The sequence below is a fragment of the Niastella vici genome, from assembly GCF_002077945.1.
GTDB classification, from domain to species: domain Bacteria; phylum Bacteroidota; class Bacteroidia; order Chitinophagales; family Chitinophagaceae; genus Niastella; species Niastella vici.
Map to the genome: position 1 here is coordinate 174538 of NZ_LVYD01000002.1, position 17719 is coordinate 192256.

Below are 17719 nucleotides of genomic sequence, written 5' to 3' on the forward strand. Positions count from 1 at the left end.
TAAGTGTATTATTGGTTTACGTTCTGCTGAATAGTGCCGTTACCGGGGTTCTTGATAGCGCCCAGGGGGAATGGCATGGTGTACAGAGGCGATGCTGGTTTCAGGCTAACCGTAACCCCGTTCTCTGTTTTAGTGTATGTTCTGGCATACAGCGGGTCTTTATTATACCGGCGCAAATCGCCAAACGCTACAATGCCGAAAAGCGTTTCATTCTCTTTGCTGCGGCGGATATAGCCGATCGCTTCCTGTGTGCTGCTGGCTGTTAACGCAACATAACTGGCCGGGAAAATACGTTTCACCCGCACGGCATTCAGGGCAGTCATAGCGCCGGCGAGGTCATTCTTACGCGCCAGGCATTCGGCTTTTATCAGGTACACTTCTGCGGTAGTGATACCGCCTTCATTATACCGGCCGGTTGTTATTCCGTAATAGTATGTATCGGCGCCCACCGTTCTCAATTTCCAGCGTGATGCCAGCTGGGCATCGCCGGTTTCAAAACGGGCAGCCCTGTCTACTCGTAACGGCCAATCCCTTTTACTGTAAATAACTTCCCCATGCATCATGATGTAGTTCTCGATATAATCATACCCTCTGGGTGATGGCAAACTGGGATAAACACCCGCCTGCTCTATCTGCGTTTTATAGGAAGTGTAAAAAGCAGGATAATCGAACAGTTGTGCATTCTGGGCAAGCGCCTGGTCGGCATATGACAGCGCTTTATCATAATCGCTCATTTGCAGGTATACCCGGGCCAGGAAAGCATATGCGGCCCCTTTTGTACCATGTATTATGGTGGCGCCTTTCACCGGCAGGTCGGGAATAGCTTCCGTTACATTTTTGATGATATAATCATACATTTCCTGAATCGTGACCTGTTTAAACGGCGCATTGATATCAGCGCTTTCGATCAGCGGCACAGCCAGTTTGGAAGCTGCATTGGAAGCTTCATACGTATCGGCATAATAGTTTACGAGAATGAAATAATGCATGGCGCGGCCCAGTTTGGCCTGTGCTATCAGGGTGCTTTTATCGGCATCGGTTGCTTCTGTTGCCGACGGCGCATATTGTAAAATAAGATTGAAAGTAGAAATCGCAGCATACGCGGTATAATAGGTGCTTTCATCAGCATTATTCAAACTGACCCTGTTAGCGCTTTCATCCCACATATAGTTGGGCTTCCACAATGTGTAATAATTCAGGTTCGACTGGCTTTCCCAGCGATCATTCAACAGTAACACCGATTGTGTTACCGGCGCCCGGTGGTTTGTGTATTCATCCCTTACAAGGGCCTCAAAATCGGCCAGGGTTGTCGGGATCTTCTGGCCTTTAGGCAATACATCCAAATATTTTTTACAGGAGGAACCCAAACCAACCACTAACAGCAACAGCACAATATTTATAGTTATGTTAGACTTCATAGCCTTTCTTTTTAAAATTGTTTACAGATTAAAACCCGAGGTACAATCCCCATACATAATTTGGCCTGTTATAACCATTTAACAGGTACTTGGCGTTTTTGTCGGCCGCAATGGTGAACGCATTCTCCACATTAAATTGCAACCGCGCGCTTTCAATAAATGCGGGTCTGGTAATACGCGAAAGCAGATTGTAGGCCAGGGAAATATTACGCAGGCGGATGTTACCGGCATTCAGCACATTAATGGATGCCCGGTTATACATATCGTATACACTGGAGCTAAAGCCAGATGCTTCTGCAAACAGGGCTTTGGGCACATCGGTGGTAGCTTCATCGCCTGGTTTCATCCAACGTTGCGTGATGCGTTTGTTCACAGGACCAAACTTGGTCAAATAAGTGCCTGCAATACCGCTGTACTGGTAGCCCAACATAGGCAGATCAGTGGTATTTCTTATTTTATGCCCACCCTCATAAGTGACCAGGAAGGCAAACGTAAAGTTTTTGTAATCGAGCGAGCTGCTGAAGGAACCGCTGTATTTGGGCACGGTGGTACCACTGTATACGATCGACTGTAAGGTGGTTGGTGAAGTAGTGACCTTATCGCCTTTTTCGTTATAAACCTGCGGCAGTCCTTTATCACTTAAACCCGCCCACTGATAACTATAGATCGAGTTGAAAGGATCGCCAACCCGGGGATAGGCATTCGCGTAATCGAGTTGCAGAAAGTATACCGGCGCTTCTACATTCACATAGGTCACTTTGTTCTTGTTAAATGCAATGAGGCTGGTAAGGTTCCATCTCCAGTCTTTTGATTTTATGATATCGGCACTGATAGTAGTTTCGATACCGTTGTTGGTCATTCGACCGTTGTTGATCGTATAGGTAGAGTAACCCCAACCTTCGGTGGGCACACCCTGGGTACTTGCCAGCAGGTCTTTGCCCTGCTTGTTGTAGTAATCTATAGAACCGGTGATGCGGTTGTTGTACATGGCGAAGTCCACCCCGATATTACCGGTGAAAGTGCGCTCCCACGACAACAGCGGATTGGGCCGATTGCTAATAGAGCCTTGCGTACCACCGAGCAGTAAATTGGAGCTGTAATACGCTGTCATATACGGTGCGGAATTTTTGGCAATATTTCCGCCAATACCATACGAGCTGCGCAGCTTCAGGAAGCTAACAAAACCGGGCGTAAAGAAACCTTCTTTATAAATATTCCAGCCAGCACCAACTGACCACAATGGTTTGTTCTGGTATTTTGAATCGGTTCCCCACAGGTTACTGCGGTCCCAGCGAAGGCTACCCGTTAACAGGTACTTATCATTATAGGAGTAGCCTACATTACCATAAAAAGATACAAAACGGTTCACCAGTTCCCGGTCATATCCCAGGTCGCTGGCAGCAAAAGTACCACCCAATAATAACCCGCTGGCGCTGGCCAGGCTGGCAGCATTCACCATAGTATAGTTAAGCACACTGGGATCATAGTTATACTGCGTTTGGTTATTGAGCTCCAGCTTCATGTTCTTTGTTTCGGAACCAAGGATCGCAGTAATATTATGATGCCCGCCAAATGACTTATCAAAGTTCAGCTGCTGGCGATAGTTGTACCCCGTACTCTGCTGCGTTTGCCGGTTATAAATATTTCCATAAGGCAACAGATACTGGAAGCCACTGGCAGCTGTATATTGGGCAAAGCTGTTTACGCGGTTGCGTACATAATAACTATTCTTATCGTACAGCAGGCTATACCGCTCATTGTTGTTCTCGTACTGGAACGACACCTGATAGGTGAGCCATTTTGCAAACTTTATATTCAGCTTTGCATAACTGCGGCTCATAAAGGTTTTGGTATTGCCGATGTTCCTGCTGATCTCATCGAGCGGCGTAATATCCATGTTGTACAACTTGTACGTGTTGATGATGTTCATGGTATTGGCACTCAGGCGCGATGCTGCGGTAGACGTGAAATGAGAACCATCATCATATGCCAACTGATCATAGGGCATATAATTATAACCGGGCAACAACGGGTCGTAGGTTTGTTTTTGCTGATCGATGTATTGCAGATAGGAGCTCAGCTCCAGATCGAGCCATTTGGTGAGGTAGGCGGTGTTACGCAGGTTCACCCCCAGGTTCTTGCTGGCTGAATATTTATCTTCCAGCGCATTGTTGCGATAGGTTACAGAGGTATAAAATGCGTTTTTGTCGCTGGCATTTGCTACGCTGATATTGTACTGCTGCAGGAAGGTATTACGCTTGGCATATTTCGACAAGTCGTCGTAATATTTATACCCGTTTTGCGAAAGCTGGTCAAGCGTGTTGTTCAGGTCCTGCTGACTGGTCTTTCCCGCATAGTAATTAAGATATGCTTTTACACCCTGGTTCTGATATATATTATTGGTGAGCATGTTGTTTGCATAGGTAGCCGCACTGGCGCCCTGTAAATTGGTATTATTGGCCGCCCATTCTTTTTCCAGGTCGACCATATCGGCTGAATTCGCGAGCCGGCCGGTATAATAGTTATAGGGTTGAACCGTAAAAGTGCTGCTGGCACTGACCTGCGGTTTTCCCTTCTTTGCTTTTTTAGTAACGATGACCACTACTCCATTGGCAGCGCGGGCGCCATAGATAGAAGCAGCCGCCGCATCTTTCAGCACGGTGATCTTTTCTATGTCTTCCAGGTTAAGGCCTGGTAAATTTTCTGTCAGTGTATTGCCGTTGTTGGTATACGAAGTATTCTCAACCGGAAAACCATCGATCACATACAGGGGGCTGGTAACACCGTTCATAGAAGTGGTTCCCCGTATAATGCCATTGTTATAACCGGCAACGCGACCTTCGAGCAGGGAACTCAGCGAGCTGAGGCGTTGTTGTTTAAATGAACCGGCGGTAACGGTTGCAAAAGCGCCGGTGGCGCGTTCCTTGCTCAGCGTTTGGTAGCCGGTTGAATAGTTATTGATGACGATGGCATCGAGCGTATCATCGGTCCTTGTCAATACCACTTCAAAATTGATGGCGGTATTGTCGCCTGAAAGGTGTTTCACACCGGGTATTTCATTACCCGACCGCAGCCGGGCAATGGCAATTTCCTTTGTAAGGAAGCCCACTGAGGTGATCTGGATCACGGCATTTTCATTTACCTCGTTCAATGTAAACATGCCGCCTTCGCCGGTGGAAGTACCAATAGCGGTTCCCTTCACCCCCACCGAAGCCCCGGGTACAGGTTGCCTGTCGGGCGAAAACACGATACCCGATACTTTTACATTGTTGATCTGTTGTGCATTCACTGGTGCAGGCGCCCCGGATAAAAAAATGGTTTTGCCCTGAATAGAATATTTCAGGGGCTGGCTTTTCAGCGCCTCTCTCAGGAATTCCTCGAGCAGCATATTTTTTGCCGAAATGGTAACAGGCCTTGTGCCCTTCAACAGGTCTTCATCAAAAAAGAAAACATATCCGGTTTGATCTTTCACCGCATTGAATACATTTTTGAGCGGTACATCTTTACCGGAGAATGTGACCGATTGTGAAAACACCTTTGCGGATACCTGTAAGCAGGTGGCCAGTAAAAGGATTGCCGTGAACTTCATAATGAGCAAAGTTTTGGTAAAAAGCTTCCGCCTTACGCCATGACGGAATAGCGCATCAATTTGCATAGATTTGCATTGTTTGGGTTATGTAATCTTTAGTCCCGATCCCGATAGCTATCGGGACGGGAAAGCAGTCCTCCACAACATACTGCTACAAACTCAAACGCCGGCCAGGATCCCGCCCCAGCGGGATTCTGGCTTTTGTTTGGCAGCACGTTGAACTTTCGTTCAGGCAAGGTTATCGATCATTCAATTAGTGTATTCATTCATTTTTGTCGCACGATCATTGTGCGGCCTTCAATAGAGAATTTGATGCCCAATGATTGCAATCCATTCATTAGTTGAGATAAGGTAAGGTCGTGGGTAATTTCTCCACTGAATTTGCGAACAGGTATTTCGCCTTCATATTTTACCTGGATATTGTACCAGCGCGACAACTGCCGCATTACGGTCTTGAGATCGGCGCTGGTAAAACTGAACAGGCCGTTCTTCCAGGCCATAACCTGTTCAGTCTGTACTGGGATAGGTTGAGATAATTGGGATGATTGGGAAAGGGCGGCCTGTTCACCTGGTTTCAGCATTGACGATTGACCATTCACCATTGACGACACTTTCACCGATCCTTCGAGCAAAGTCACTTTTATAGCGGGCTCGTCGTCATAAGCGTTGATGTTAAAATGAGTACCCAGTACCTGTACTTCCATGGCGCCATGATGTACCCTGAAGGGCATGGCGGCATTATGGGCTACTTCAAAATACACTTCACCGCTTATGTCAACCTTGCGTTCATTTCCAACAAAGGCAACCGGATAGGTAATGGATGAGCCGGCATTGAGCCAGATATGGCTTCCGTCAGAAAGCTTCATATCGATCACTTTGCTGCCCATGGGATTGGTAAGGGTATTGTAAACTATTTCGTTGGCAGAACCATTGTAGGCAATTTGTCCGTCGGCCAGTTTCACCAGCTGCACATTTCCCTCGGTGGCCAGGGAACCGCTGGCGGCGCTGTCGAGATAGATCGTTTTTCCATTTCCCAGCGTAATGGTGGCGCGATTGTTTTGCGGCGCGGCCACATCCTGTTTGTTGGTTGTACCTGTTTCCACAATTTTGGCGGAACCGGAAGGCTTATTTAATAGCCAGTAGCCCGCCATTCCTACAGACAAAATTACTACTGCGGCGGCCACCCAGCGAATAATACTACGCTTATGTAAAGGCACTACTTTTTCTGTTGCCTCAGCTGCATTGGCGCGGGCATACACCTGTTGCAAAACAGGTTGCCACCCTATGGCCGGCGTATCGTTGCCCGCCTGTGACTGCGTCCACAGGTTTTGCAATGCTTCCTGCATGGGGCTTTCATCCTTTAAATCCCTGATGTGTTGCCAGAATTCCTGCAACTCTTCAGGCGTACTTTTGTCGCTCAGGTACTGGTTTACCAGGTATTGCAGCCGGTCGTTTTGTATGCTCATGGCAACAGGTTATACCATTACGACGGCACGAGCGAAGAAAAAGGGCTATCGAATGATTAACTTTTTTTTATTTTTTTTTTGAAAAGGGCCTAAACAAGCAGTAAAAGGCAGGAAAGCGCGGCATTGCCAGGATAATTTTTTTGCAGGTATTCGCTGATTGAGCGGGTGGCCGCCATAATTGTACTTTTGACAGTGTTGCGGGAAAGATGCAGGGCCTGGGCTATTTCTTCATAGGTTAATCCCTGTTCGCGGCTTAGGGTATAAATGAGCTTGCGTTGCGGAGGTAATTGATTTATAGCATTCTGTAAAATGCGGCGGCATTCTTCATCAATGAGCCAGTCTTCGAGCGAGCGTTCGGCCTGATCGCTTAAACGTTGTGCATACACCTGTTGAAGACGGGCATGACGGGCGGTTGTTTTAAAGAAATCCATGGCTTTGTTGTAAGCCACTTTATGCAGGAACCCTTCGAGGCTTTCGATGCGGGGAAGCATTTCCCGGCCAATCCAGAGTTTCATAAATACGTCGACCAGAATATCTTCAGCTACTTCAGCCGCTTTGGTGATGCCCAGCAGGTAGGTGTACAGGCGTTGCCTGTAGGTTTCAAAAATGCGGGCAAAAGCATCCTGATTGCCGGCAGCCGCCTGCTGCAACAGATCCCGCTCATTATATATTGGTTGGTCTGACACTCAGGGCTAAAAATAATAAAATCTTATATGATAGCCGGGCAAAAAATTGGGAGAGCCAAATGAGTGGTGCTGGAAAAAGGGGTTGAAATCCAAATTGTGCGACAAGCTGCCGCAGAAATAATGCTGTCTAAAATAAGCCATTTAAATACATCTATTGATTATAATCAAGTTAGAACCAGTAGCCTTTGTCCTGATCAATAATTTAACCCAATGATTTTTAGAATCCAATTAACCGTTACTTCGCGGGTATAAAATCAACTAGAATGAAAAAACAAAAAGAAACTCAAGTGAAGGTTGATAAAGCTATGAGAGATTATAGCAAGGAGGAATTTTTTGTTAAAAAGATGGAAAAAGCCCGAGAAATTTTCAAAAAATATGGAGTCCCCAAGGAATTCATCACCACCAAGTAAAAGTAGTTAGAAAAAATATAGAAAACCCTCCCAGGGCTTTTTTTATTCCCCCTACTCCACCCCATACCTGTAAAACTTCACATCCACCTCCATCCTGGGAAATTGCACAGGCAATTCAGCGATGGTCACTTCTTTAAAATTATTCTTCTCATAAAAACGATGCGCGGCGAGGAACTTCACAGTTGTGCCGAGATATATTTCGGTATACCCTTTCTCCTGCGCCCATGCAAGCAGGGTATTTAATAACAATTGCCCGGTACCATGTTCTTTGCCGCGGTAATTCCGGTGAACGAACATTTTCCGTAATGCTCCCTGGTGATAACCGATATCTAATAACGAAATGGTGCCAACGACTTTTCCATCGGCAATGGCCAGCCAGAAGTTCCCATTATCTTTCTGATAAAAATCGGGTATCTGCTGCAGATCGGGCTGGTCGGCTGCGGTTATAGGTATATTAAATTCTTCTTGCTGAATTGGCACTATCAGATCAATGACTTGCTGTTTATACTGATCAGTATAAGGTTCTATTCTTATTTCCATTGTTTGTAAATGTACATAAGATCTTTTTACGCCATCCCCAATATCTTAGCTCCTCCTGGCATTTAACGGACCGGTAATGTTATAATCTGCGATAAAATTAAGCAGGCGCAACATTCTTCTTCAGGTTACCATTAAGGCTCATATCAATAATGTTGTAGTACAGGCCGGGGGAAGTCCAGCTCTTATCAGTACAAAAACCACCAAATATTACACCTTATGATAATATAAGCCTATAACCTTATAATTGCTAATTATAAGGTTATAGGCTTATAATTCAAAAAACGTTAGTTGCCGTTACTCATAACCGAAATACAAGAAGTCTTCTGTATTTATTGATAATGATCAAATTAAATGAAGGTATTTGCCGGCTTGGGGTGGAACCAGTTCTAAAGTGAGTATATTAGTTGCTTCATTGTTATCATGGTTATGAGACGACTGCTTTACACGTGGATACTATTTGCCCCTTCCCTTGCGCCCGGCGCGCTTTGTGGTCAAAACATCAGCCTCACTAAATTATTATCGCTGCAAAAAGCTTCCCTCATCAGCATACAGGATTATGTTGAAACCGGCTCCTGGAAGCTAAAAGGCACTACTTCATTAAAAGAGGTTGACAGCAGCATCTTTCAATTGCGCGTGAGACATTTCCTTGATTCCCTGGCCCTCAACCTTAAAAAGGAAGGCAACCCCAATACCTTGCTTTTTCAAACCCAACTGCTTGAAAACACCAAATTCGATGCCCCCGCCTGGATCGAATACCTGAGCCAGGTAGATACCAAATTAAACGCCACTACCCTGTTCACCAATTCCATTACTATCACCCTGCCCAAATTCTATTTATTCAGCACCATCGCCCTGCAATTAAAAAACTACGACAAACATACATTCTCTCATTCCCTCCGTTTCAGTTTCGGCGACCTCGAAACGTTCAGGTCAATCATCAATGAGATCGGCATTCTGCAAATTCCCGAAAAGGATTCTTACGTAATGTATAATGCCCCATTGATAACCCGGGTGTATAAATTAAATGACCAGGTCATCAACCTCACCACCATGAACGCATACACCACCTCCTATTCACTGGAAATTTATTCCCGGTCAGATTACGACTACCTGCACAGCGCCGAGCAGGACCTGAAAGGCAAGGTTGATTTTATTCACTAAACACCCCATCCGGTTCATTCACTTTATTTTACAATTCATGTAACACCGGGTTCCCCATACCGGCCACAAAGCGCCCGCCGCGCCCGAAAAAAAGGGATCGATAAACAATTGATAGAAAAATACTGGTTCAGTTAAGCTCACGCATCAATCTCAACAATGTTCCTATGGGGCAGTATATGTTCGTTCAGTTTGGTTTCGGGATTTAAGATATACGTGGCAATGGTGTTGTCGTGCATTACTTCTACCATGCGGAAGCCTTTATACGTAGTGCCCCAGCTGCCACCGATATGCGAATCGAACAGGAAGGGAATGCCTTCTTTTTCTTTCATATCGTCCTGGTCGTGGTCGTGCCCGTTGAACACCGCCCGAACATTTTTATAATCTTTCAGCAGCGTGATAAACTCCGGACAATCCTTGCCATTGTCGGTCCATTTAACCGGGGTAATATGGATGGCGATAAAGACATTGGGCGCATGCTTGTATTTCTCGAGCTGGGAACGCATCCAGTCAAGGTCTGGACAAAGATATTCGCCCTTTTCATTTGAAGTGGTGGCCAGCAGGAACACCTGCTTGTTTATAACGAACGAATGATTGAATGGCATGTTCCAGGTCTTTTGCCAAACTTCCTCATTCACCATATCATGATTGCCCTGCGTAACATAGTAGGGCATTTTCAATTGATCGAGTTGTTTTTTGGCCAGCGGCAACATGGCCGGGTCGTTATGAATGATATCGCCGTTGATGATACAGGTTTTCAGCCTGTGTAGCTGATGTTGCTGGTTTATATGCTGAACAACGCTGTTATAATCATTTTCCCAGGTGGTTTGGAGTTGCCCAAAATGCCCATCACTCGCCACGGCAAAACGAAACTTCACTTTATCACGTTCACCCGCCAGCGATAAAGCAGAACGATATAACGACTTGCCGTTTGTCAGTAACAGCAACACCGGTGATGTGTTTCTAAGGAACTGCCGACGATCCATGTAAGTTTTTCAGTTTTTGAATTATTCAGTTAATGAGTTTGGTCGCAACCACTTAAGAACTTACGAACTTAATAACTTAATAATTCAATAGCTCATTAATTACTTGTTAAATCTACCTTCCAACATCTTCATAAAATACCCTCCCACTACACTGCGGGCCTGAAACCCAACCTGTTTTCCATCGGTGGTTTCGTGCCAGTCGCTCAGCGGCACCCGGGTTGGCGTAGCTGTAAGATACGTATAAACCGGTTTTATGAGCGCTTCAAAATCGGCCGGTTTGCTGGCCAGCGTAGCCGTCCACAGGATCCAGTCTGACTTGGTATAGGTTTTCCGGCTATCCAGTGGCAGGCCAAAGGTATTTTGTTTGGTGAGATAATACCGCACCTCTTTCTCATACACTTCGGCCGGGAACAAATGCAGTCCTAATATTTTATCCCAGGCCAGGTTGTACTTCTGGCTCCAGGTGTTTTTGTCAGAAAAGGTCAACGCGTAGTGATCGCCATCATTGGCCAGCTTCATCCATTGGGTGACCATGTATTTTGCCATGCTGAGGTACTTTACAGCCGTATCTTTTTCATTCAGCATATCGGCCAGCATAACATAACAACCCAGTGCTACAATGGCTTTTACCGATAAGTTCGCGTTGCGTGCCAGATGGCCGGCAAAATCATCGGTGCACAACTGGTTGGCGGGGTCAAGCCCTTCCCGGCTTAAGTAGTTGGCCCAGGTTGTAAGCGATTTCCAATGCTTTCTGGCATAATTGGCGTTGCCTTCCGCTTTGGCGATGGCAGCAGTGAGAATGATCATATTGCCCGATTCTTCCACCGGCATATCTTCACCATAGGTTTGTCCATTTGCAATGGGATACGTACCCAGATCATGCGCTGCAAATGGTTTGGTGAACTTACCGCTTTCGCTGTAATAAAAAATACCATTCAACATGCCCTTTAACAGGTTGGGATTGTACAGCAGGTACAAAGGCGCCGATGGATAAGTTACATCAACCGTATTTATTGAACCATTGCTGAAATTCTCTTTCGACAGGAATAATAATTCGCCATTAGGGTCTTTTACGATCTTGTGCGCCGCAATACTCTGGCGGTAAGCCGCTATGCACAGTTGCGCATATTTTTCGCCACCGGCTTTTTTGGCATCGTTATATAATTGCTGATCGAAGGCCGTGCATTGTTGCATGATTGTTTTGTAGTCTGCTGCTGCCTGGGCCAGCTCCTTCTCAATAGTGCGGCCTTCGGCCCGCCATACCGGCGGCAGGTTCTGATTAAAATATTGAACGGAATAAATGTCGTCGTAGCCAAGCATAATGAACTGTTCCTTCGCGATATTGTTCGTTTTAACAGGCGGTAAATTCGTACCTAATACCAATTGTTTACCGGCTACTGAAACCGGCTCGCGAACAAGAAACGGCACGGCCACCTCTTCTTCTGAAATAGATTGTTCCGTTTTGGCCAGTTTTGGCGCAGCCATATACAGGTATCCCCAATCGATGCGCAGATCATCGCCTTTCTTCTGTAATACCGGTTGTGCGGCGGAGCCCGCCTGTATCACCTGTAACCCATCGTTGATAAGATATTTTTTAGCAGTAACCTCCTGTTCTGGTTTATTAACACAAGCGTTGGTTGATACACCCAGGTACACCTGCACATCGTGCACCTTGCCATCGTTCGATTTCAGTGTTACCGTAATATAAGATATGGGGCGCGTTAACACCGCCCAATTATTCAATAATAAGGGCGAAGTAAATTGTAACTGCAGATCGACCATACCACAGCTGAACTGGTAGCTGGTTCGCGTGGCTGTAATAGTTACTTTTTTTTGTGTTGCGGCAGCAATAGGTGGCCAGTTTTCTTTTGCCAGATTTTCATTAACTACATCTTCCATCTCCTTTTTGCGCTGCCCCATAAAACGATAGGTAAAACTGTCTACCCTTATCCACCCCGTCAACGGCTGTTCAGCCCCCGTCCAGTGTTTGGTAGAACCGCTAGTGAGGTCATCGGTAAATGACCAAATGCTGAAATAAGGGTCGTGCGTAATTAATGGATAAGCAGGCGCTTTTTGTAATTGCGGATAACTAATAACTGAAAAAAGCAGGAAAACAGGCAGTAAAATGGTATATTTCATATGCAGCACAAATAATTTAGTGTATTGATTTCAATCTTCAGATGACTATAATCAGGCCGGAATATTGCATGTGTTAGTATGCAATTTAGATCAATGGCCTAATTTAAGCGTTCAGCAATTCAAAACTGTAATAATCAGTAATGAAACGTGAAATAAGTTCATCTGGCAGACTCCTTTTATTCCCTGCGTTTCAGAATTTGCTCAATTTGTTACATTTTAAAAATTAATATTATAAATGAACTGGCATACATCCACTATAGAAGCCGTTTTTAAAGAACTGCAAAGCTCCAGGGATGGTTTATTGGCCGATGAAGTTGCTAAACGAATTCAGCAATATGGCCCCAACCAGTTGCAGGAAAAAAAGAAGAAACCGGCGTGGCTGTTGTTTGCCCTGCAGTTCAAGGATGTCATGATATTGATATTGATAGTAGCCGCGGTTGTATCGGCTATAGCCGGTGACATGAAAGATGCCATCGTAATATTGGTAATCATCATCATCAATGCCATTATTGGGTTTGCGCAGGAGTTCCGTGCCGAAAAAGCGATAGACGCCTTAAAGAAAATGGCGGCTGCTCATGTTCGGGTAAAAAGAAATAAACGGGTAGAACAAATTGCGGCAACAGCTCTTGTTCCGGGCGATATAGTATTGCTGGAAGCCGGTGATATGGTGGGCGCAGATCTCCGCATCCTGGAATGCCATTCCCTGAAAATTGAAGAAGCATCACTGACGGGCGAGTCGCATGCCATCGATAAATCGGCCGATCCATTGCAAGCTGAAGATGCCCCCCTGGGCGATCGTATCAACATGGCCTATAAAAGCACGCTGGTAACAGCCGGTAATGGTAAAGGAGTGGTGGTAGCAACCGGTATGCAAACCGAGATCGGAAAAATTGCCGGCATGCTGCAGGAACGTGAAGGCACCACGCCATTACAAAAACGCCTCGCCGACTTCAGTAAGAAATTATCGTTCATTGTACTGGGTATTTGCGTAGTGCTATATTTCATAGGCATACTGCGCGGCGAAAAACCATTGAACATGTTGCTAACGACCATCTCCCTGGCCGTGGCAGCCATACCCGAAGCATTGCCGGCCGTTATTACCATTGCGCTGGCCCTGGGCGCTAAAAAGCTGGTGAAAAAAAACGCATTGATCCGCAAGCTGCCCGCTGTTGAAACCCTTGGCTCTGTAACCTACATCTGTACCGATAAAACCGGTACGCTTACGCAAAATCTAATGACGGTGCAGGACATTTGGCAGCATGATAAATTCGATCTCTCCATTCCCGGGATACAAAAAGAACAGGCGCTGCTGTTGTTGATGGCATTGAACCACGACTCAAAAGAAGATCATAACGACAACAACAAACGAAAAGGCGACCCCACCGAGGTTGCCCTGGTTGAATATGCCAGCAAGCAGGAAGGCTATAACGACAACTGGAAACAACACTTTCCCCGTAAACAGGAATTACCGTTTGACAGTGACCGTAAGATGATGACCACTGTTCATGCAACGAATGGTGCATTTGTAGTGATCACCAAGGGCGCCCTGGAGTCAATATTAAATATCTGCCATACAACAGATCACCAGCCTGTTACCCAACGAAGCGATACCATGGCCGAAGCCGGCCAACGGGTGATTGCCTATAGTTGTAAACTCATAAAACAATTACCATCAGCCGGCGATGCCGTAGCGCTGGAAAGCGATCAACAATTTTGCGGGCTGGCGGGCATGATAGATCCACCGCGGCCCGAAGCCCGGCAGGCCATTGCAGAATGTAAAACAGCCGGCATTGTGCCGGTGCTTATCACCGGCGACCACCCCATAACAGCAGCCGCTATTGCCCGCGACATGGGCATACTGAAACAGGAAGGAGATAAAACGGTCACCGGTGTTGAACTGGGGAAGTTATCCGACGAAGACCTCAATGGTGGCATCACCCAAATGAAAGTATATGCACGCGTATCGCCTCAACAGAAATTGCGCATTGTAAAAGCCTTGCAAAAGCAGGAACAGTTTGTGGCCATGACCGGTGATGGCGTCAATGATGCCCCCGCATTGAAACGGGCAAACATTGGTGTGGCCATGGGCATTACCGGTACCGATGTATCGAAGGAAGCGGCGGACATGATATTGCTCGACGACAATTTTGCCACCATTGTAAAAGCCGTAAAGGAAGGACGGCGCATTTATGATAACATCAGGAAATTCATCCGGTATGTGCTGGCCTGTAATTTTGCTGAGATCCTGACCATTTTTATGGCCCCGGTGGTGGGCTTGCCGATGCCGTTATTACCCATCCATATTTTATGGATCAACCTGGTAACAGATAGTTTGCCGGGCCTGGCACTGGCCAGTGAAAAGGCCGATGCACAGATCATGAACCGGCCGCCACGCAGTCCTGCCGAAGGCATCTTTGCACGGGGCCTGGCAATATATACGGTTTGGGTGGGGGTGCTCATGGCCACCGTAACCCTGGTAACCCAGGCATGGGCCATTTATATTGGTGATGCGCACTGGCAAACCATGGTGTTTACCGTTCTATGCTTTAGCCAAATGGGGCAGGCAATGGTATCGCGCAGCGAATACGATTTCATTTATCGAATGGGCATATTTACCAATCGACCGCTCGTAGGCGCTATTGCGCTTACCTTTATTTTACAACTGGCAATAATTTATCTTCCGGTGCTGAATAAGATATTTAACACAGCCCCGCTTACCTTAATAGAATTAGGATTATGTATGATCCTTTCCACCATCACTTTTCATGCAGTGGAACTGGAAAAATTCATTAAGAAGAAAACAGGCAATAAAGCCTATTCATTTATATAAGAATAGGGATACAACAGCACTTTCCAGCTGGAGCCCCCGTCGGCGGTGATATACAGCTTCTGGCCACCATATATGATACCGTTCTGGTCGTCCTGGAAATGCAGTTTCTTCATATTCTGGAATTCGGAATTGGTGCTGGGCACGGTATTCCAGGTAACCCCGGTATCGATGCTTTTCCAAAGCGTTGAACTGTCCATCCCAAAAATAACCGACTGATTCAGCATAAAGGCATCGGTGAGTTTGAGCTCAGTTGTTGGCTGCTTCCAGGTTTTTCCGCTATCGACCGACATATAAGCCTTGCCAAAATCTTCCGTTGCACACAGCGTACCTTTTGTACCGGTTTGCAAACCTGTGATCACGCGTTTGGCAATTTCTACTGGTGTGCTCCAGGTACGGCCGGTATCGAGTGTTTTGGTAATGAAAGTGGCGTAAGAAGCGTTCCTGTACAGCAACATATAACCGGTTCTGTAATCAGTGAACTTTATGTTAACGGGATAAAAAGCATCGTCGAAATAAACTATGCGGGTGGCCACCTTGGTGGTAAGGTTTAATTTATAGAATTTGCGGCTATCGGCCGTTGTATACGCTTTTTGCTGATAAGCCAGCATCAGGGTATTACTGTCGATAAAGCTGGCGCAAACCAGGTCGGTAGTATAAAAACCGGTGGTGCTGATAACCGGGTTAAATGTTGGCGTAACAGCTGTAAAGGTATTTCCGTAGTCTATTGAATAATACAACACAGGTGCTGCAGAAGTACCGGAAGCTATTACAACCGTATTGCGGTTATAACTATACGGCGCCAGTTTGGTAGTGGGCAGCGACACGCCGTTATAGGAAAAATTCTGGAACTGGTTGCTGGTGGTAAAGAAATTACTCGTGCTAAAACCACGGATAACATTGGTGCTATCGAGCCGCACATTTATTATACTGGCATCCTTTATTAATACCTTGGTTTCCACGTTCAGCAGCGGTGTAGCCGGCACCTGGTTAAAAAGGAACCGGTCCTTATCGCCACAACCCCACACAACCACACCCGTAAGAAAACCCATTATAAAAAAGTATAGTTTCTTCATAGTTATTTTTTGAAATTCAGATTAACGCCTACACTAAGGTTTATTGAACTGCAATCAAATACTTTATGATCGGGTATTGAGTAACCGGCTGCCAGCATTTCCTGCACGAGGTCAGGATTTACTTTCAGATCGGGTTTATAATATTCGTAATTGAGCTTAACATACAGATCACCTGAACGTACGACCATGATACCGGCAGCAAATGAATAACCGGAACCTGTTAATACATTGTGCGTTGTTTTAAAGGGAGCAGTAGCATCTTTATTGGCCACCAGTTGAGTAAGCTGGCTCGATGACCAGTTCTGATCGGCTCTGAACAGGGGGAAAAAAGTATAATTCTTAACCGCAAATGCATTGTATTGCAATTCGAGACCGGCTTTAAAAGTTCGGAACGCCTCTCTTCCGGTTCCACCCCAATTAATGTTCTTAAAATAATATTTCATTCCGCCTACCGGCCGTACCCACAGCTTGTTTTTCAGGAAAGCTGTTTTTACACCAATAGAGGCGTTAACCCCGCCTTTGAAAACATCGCTTAATTCTCTGTTGTTGGGAGATGCAAATCCGGCGTCAATATCAATGGCATACTTCCATTGTTTTTTGACCTTTGGCTTTTTAGCCTGATGAGGTAAAACAACATCCGGGGCAGCCGGAACGGGTTGTTGCGTTGTGGGAGCAGCCTGAGCCTGTGCTGCCTGCTGAATAAACAATACAGAAAAGACCCATAGGATACAACGGATACAAAGGGTTTTCATTGGATATTTTTTATAAACTGCTACAAAATAAAACAAATGGGTACGAACCCGGGGGCTGTACACAATTGCCGCGCCGTACATCTACATTAATAAATATATAAAACCGGCATCAGTAATAGTACTATATGCACGGCCTCCTGTTCAAACGCTGATTACTAGTATTTTGAGCCAGGGCGCAATGTAAAACGCTAATATCCATGCTGGTATTGTAGTGATACTCAATTTCAGGGAGTTTTATTGTGAAATAGAGTAGGTTATGTTGAAAAGGGTACCGGTTTCCAGTTACCGGTTACTGGGTCTCAAATTTATTGCAGGCTGATTACAGGCAGGCTTCCGCATTAAAGGCCTGGTAACCGGGAACCGGGAACTGGTAACTATCCGGTAACCGGCTTATCGCCCTGTTTTCCCGGCCCTTCATCTGGTTCGGGCACAGGGATCTCGCCGGGCGAAGTTCCGCCGGGATCATCCTCAGGTACGATCTCAGGCTCTTCGAACGGACCAGTAGGATTATCGGGAATTATTTCGGGGGTTATTTCCGGCGTTTCAGGATCAGGGACCTCTGGATTATCGGGTTTCTTTTTCTTGGCCATAGTAATTCATTTACACCCTGAAAATGCAAAAGCCATTCCAGCACACCGTAACAAAACAGCTGGCACAATTGTTCCATAAGTA

The 17719-nt window shown here is 45.9% G+C and carries 13 protein-coding genes; 3 read left to right on the top strand and 10 right to left on the bottom strand.

What is annotated here, in order from left to right:
* Positions 1-8: 8 nt before the first annotated feature.
* The 4 genes from A3860_RS04210 to A3860_RS04225 form a co-directional block, all read right to left on the bottom strand.
* On the bottom strand, positions 9-1418 hold the full coding sequence (locus A3860_RS04210) for a RagB/SusD family nutrient uptake outer membrane protein (RefSeq protein ID WP_081145307.1): 1410 nt from the start codon (positions 1416-1418) through the stop codon (positions 9-11).
* A 28-nt stretch (positions 1419-1446) separates the two neighbouring features.
* Positions 1447-5007, bottom strand: coding sequence for a SusC/RagA family TonB-linked outer membrane protein (locus A3860_RS04215; RefSeq protein WP_081145533.1), 3561 nt, complete (start codon positions 5005-5007; stop codon positions 1447-1449).
* A 266-nt stretch (positions 5008-5273) separates the two neighbouring features.
* Positions 5274-6473, bottom strand: coding sequence for a FecR family protein (locus A3860_RS04220; RefSeq protein WP_081145308.1), 1200 nt, complete (start codon positions 6471-6473; stop codon positions 5274-5276).
* 89 nt (positions 6474-6562) lie between these two features.
* Positions 6563-7159 carry an RNA polymerase sigma factor gene (locus A3860_RS04225; RefSeq protein WP_081145309.1) on the bottom strand — a complete coding sequence of 199 codons (597 nt, stop codon included), beginning with the start codon at positions 7157-7159 and terminating at the stop codon, positions 6563-6565.
* A gap of 263 nt (positions 7160-7422) precedes the next feature.
* On the opposite strand from A3860_RS04225, the gene A3860_RS41465 reads away from it, so the two are divergent.
* Complete coding sequence (locus tag A3860_RS41465; RefSeq protein WP_173820161.1) at positions 7423-7569, top strand: hypothetical protein; 147 nt, start codon at positions 7423-7425, stop codon at positions 7567-7569.
* 51 nt (positions 7570-7620) lie between these two features.
* Here A3860_RS41465 and A3860_RS04230 read toward each other — a convergent pair whose 3' ends face one another.
* Positions 7621-8109, bottom strand: a complete 489-nt coding sequence (locus A3860_RS04230; protein WP_081145310.1) for a GNAT family N-acetyltransferase — start codon at positions 8107-8109, stop codon at positions 7621-7623.
* 426 nt (positions 8110-8535) lie between these two features.
* Here A3860_RS04230 and A3860_RS04235 point away from each other — a divergent pair, with 426 nt between their 5' ends.
* The gene (locus A3860_RS04235) at positions 8536-9270 is read left to right on the top strand and encodes a hypothetical protein (protein WP_143773933.1); all 735 of its coding nucleotides are present in this window, start codon (positions 8536-8538) and stop codon (positions 9268-9270) included.
* 137 nt (positions 9271-9407) lie between these two features.
* Here A3860_RS04235 and A3860_RS04240 read toward each other — a convergent pair whose 3' ends face one another.
* On the bottom strand, positions 9408-10253 hold the full coding sequence (locus A3860_RS04240) for a metallophosphoesterase family protein (RefSeq protein ID WP_081145312.1): 846 nt from the start codon (positions 10251-10253) through the stop codon (positions 9408-9410).
* A 99-nt stretch (positions 10254-10352) separates the two neighbouring features.
* On the bottom strand, positions 10353-12392 hold the full coding sequence (locus tag A3860_RS04245) for a glutaminase family protein (RefSeq protein ID WP_081145313.1): 2040 nt from the start codon (positions 12390-12392) through the stop codon (positions 10353-10355).
* Positions 12393-12627: 235 nt separating this feature from the next.
* Here A3860_RS04245 and A3860_RS04250 point away from each other — a divergent pair, with 235 nt between their 5' ends.
* Positions 12628-15222, top strand: coding sequence for a cation-translocating P-type ATPase (locus tag A3860_RS04250; protein WP_081145314.1), 2595 nt, complete (start codon positions 12628-12630; stop codon positions 15220-15222).
* Here the strand turns inward: A3860_RS04250 and A3860_RS04255 are convergent.
* From A3860_RS04255 to A3860_RS04265, 3 genes are all read right to left on the bottom strand, one after another.
* On the bottom strand, positions 15207-16295 hold the full coding sequence (locus tag A3860_RS04255) for a sialidase family protein (RefSeq protein WP_081145315.1): 1089 nt from the start codon (positions 16293-16295) through the stop codon (positions 15207-15209). The two genes, A3860_RS04250 and A3860_RS04255, sit on opposite strands and share 16 nt — an antisense overlap.
* A 2-nt stretch (positions 16296-16297) precedes the next feature.
* Positions 16298-17047, bottom strand: a complete 750-nt coding sequence (locus A3860_RS04260) for a hypothetical protein (protein ID WP_081145316.1) — start codon at positions 17045-17047, stop codon at positions 16298-16300.
* A 374-nt stretch (positions 17048-17421) separates the two neighbouring features.
* Complete coding sequence (locus A3860_RS04265) at positions 17422-17637, bottom strand: hypothetical protein (protein ID WP_081145317.1); 216 nt, start codon at positions 17635-17637, stop codon at positions 17422-17424.
* Positions 17638-17719: the final 82 nt, after the last annotated feature.